General features: G+C 36.2%; 3 protein-coding genes. All 3 read left to right on the forward strand.

The genetic code is table 11. The annotated features are described in order from the left end of the window. Window positions 1–61 precede the first annotated feature (61 nt). Genes MUB35_RS30745 through MUB35_RS30315 form a run of 3 tightly spaced genes read left to right on the forward strand, consistent with a single transcriptional unit; the run spans window position 62 to window position 1697 of the window. Window positions 62–481 (forward strand): helix-turn-helix domain-containing protein, encoded by a 420-nt coding sequence (locus MUB35_RS30745; protein WP_331477699.1) that lies wholly within the window; start codon window positions 62–64, stop codon window positions 479–481. Then, window positions 418–735 carry a helix-turn-helix domain-containing protein gene (locus MUB35_RS30750; protein WP_331477700.1) on the forward strand — a complete coding sequence of 106 codons (318 nt, stop codon included), beginning with the start codon at window positions 418–420 and terminating at the stop codon, window positions 733–735. The genes MUB35_RS30745 and MUB35_RS30750 overlap by 64 nt, the downstream gene beginning before the upstream one ends. 32 nt (window positions 736–767) lie before the next feature. After that, window positions 768–1697, forward strand: coding sequence for an IS3 family transposase (locus tag MUB35_RS30315; protein WP_244807376.1), 930 nt, complete (start codon window positions 768–770; stop codon window positions 1695–1697). The last annotated feature ends 85 nt before the right edge of the window (window positions 1698–1782 follow it).

Consider the following 1782-nt stretch of genomic DNA (forward strand, 5'->3'; position numbering starts at 1 on the left):
TGATATGATACCTCTTAAGTAGACAATGGAAATAACCAAAAGCTACTTAGGAGGTATTTTTATGTCCAAATCACCACATACAGTAGAATTCCGTGCAAAGGTTTCACAGGAGTACCTTGATGGGAGTTCCTATCCTTTTCTGTCAGAAAAATATAACATTGGGAAAACAACGCTGCAGCAATGGGTAGCCAAATACAGGCTTTATGGAATCTCCGCATTTTTCAAGGTTTCCGGAAACTCCTCTTATTCGTCAGATTTTAAAAAGATGTGCGCAGAGGCTGTCCTGTCAGGACAAGGGAGCGTAGACGATATGTTGCCAGATATAATATCTCTTCAAGGGCGGTACTCAGAGGCTGGATTATGCGTTATAATGCCAATAGAGAACTTAAGGATTATAATCCTAAAAGGGAGGTCTATATGGCAGAAGCAAGAAGAAAAACAACTATTGAGGAACGCAGAGAAATTGTTGAATACTGTATAAATCACGAACGTAATTACAAAGATACTGCATCCTTGTATGATGTATCTTACAACCAGGTTTATTCTTGGGTAAAGAAATATGATGCTAATGGAAATGATGCATTAATAGATAAACGAGGTCATCATAAAACGGATGATGAGGTTGATGAATTAGAACGCTTGCGGCGTGAAAATCTTAGATTAAAGAGTCAACTGAAAGAAAAGGATATGCTGACAGAACTGTTAAAAAAAGTGAAAGAATTCGAAAGGATGTGAGGCTAGGAAAACTAAGATATGATTCCAGATTTATGGCAATAAAGTTCTTTTATGAAAACAAGCATTGGAGCCTTAACTGGATGTGTAAACAACTGGAAATATCACGAGCTGCGTATTACAAATGGCTTCATCGTGAAATTCCTGAGCACGAACTCAAAAACATAGAACTTGCGGAGCTAATTAAAGAGTATGATGAACGATTTGATCACATCTTGGGATATCGTAGAATGACTTCGTGGATTAATCACTTTAATCATACGAACTACAGCAAAAAACGTGTGCATAGAATCATGCAAAAACTTGATATCCATGCAGTAATCCGAAAGAAAAAGAAAACATATAGATCTTCTACACCTGATGAAACGGCTGAAAATAAACTTGGAAGAGATTTTTATGCAGATGCACCTAATAAGAAATGGACAACAGATGTAACAGAATTCAAAGTACCAGGTACACAGAAGAAACTCTATTTAAGTGCCATTCTGGATTTGTACGACAGATATCCAGTTTCACATGTCATAAGTTGCAGAAATGATAATCATCTGGTATTTAAAACATTTGAAAAAGCAATCGAAGCCAATCCAGATGCTAAGCCACTTTTTCACTCAGACAGAGGGTTTCAATATACCAGTAAAGTGTTTAAAAGAAAACTTATAGAACAGGAAATGGAACAATCTATGTCAAGAGTTGGACATTGTATTGATAACGGACCTACAGAGGGGTTTTGGGGCATTATAAAAGCTGAAATGTATCAAATGTATGAAATCACAGAGGAAGCTTCTTTAAGGCATGCAATAAATGATTACATACGATTTTATTCAACAAAACGACCACAAGATAGATATCATTGTAAAACACCTTTGGAAGTAAGAAATGAAGCGCTACAGTCAGAGATAATTCAGGAATATCCAATTCCTACGAATAAGAGAATTGAGAAATATAAAGAGAAATGGTGTGCATAGAAAAACGACCACACAAATCTGTGTGATCGTTCATCTGCATTTCATTTTAGATATTTAACCTGTCTACTTGACAGGGGGCATATCA

This window comes from Blautia sp. NSJ-175, from assembly GCF_022867815.1.
Taxonomy (GTDB): domain Bacteria; phylum Bacillota; class Clostridia; order Lachnospirales; family Lachnospiraceae; genus Blautia; species Blautia celeris.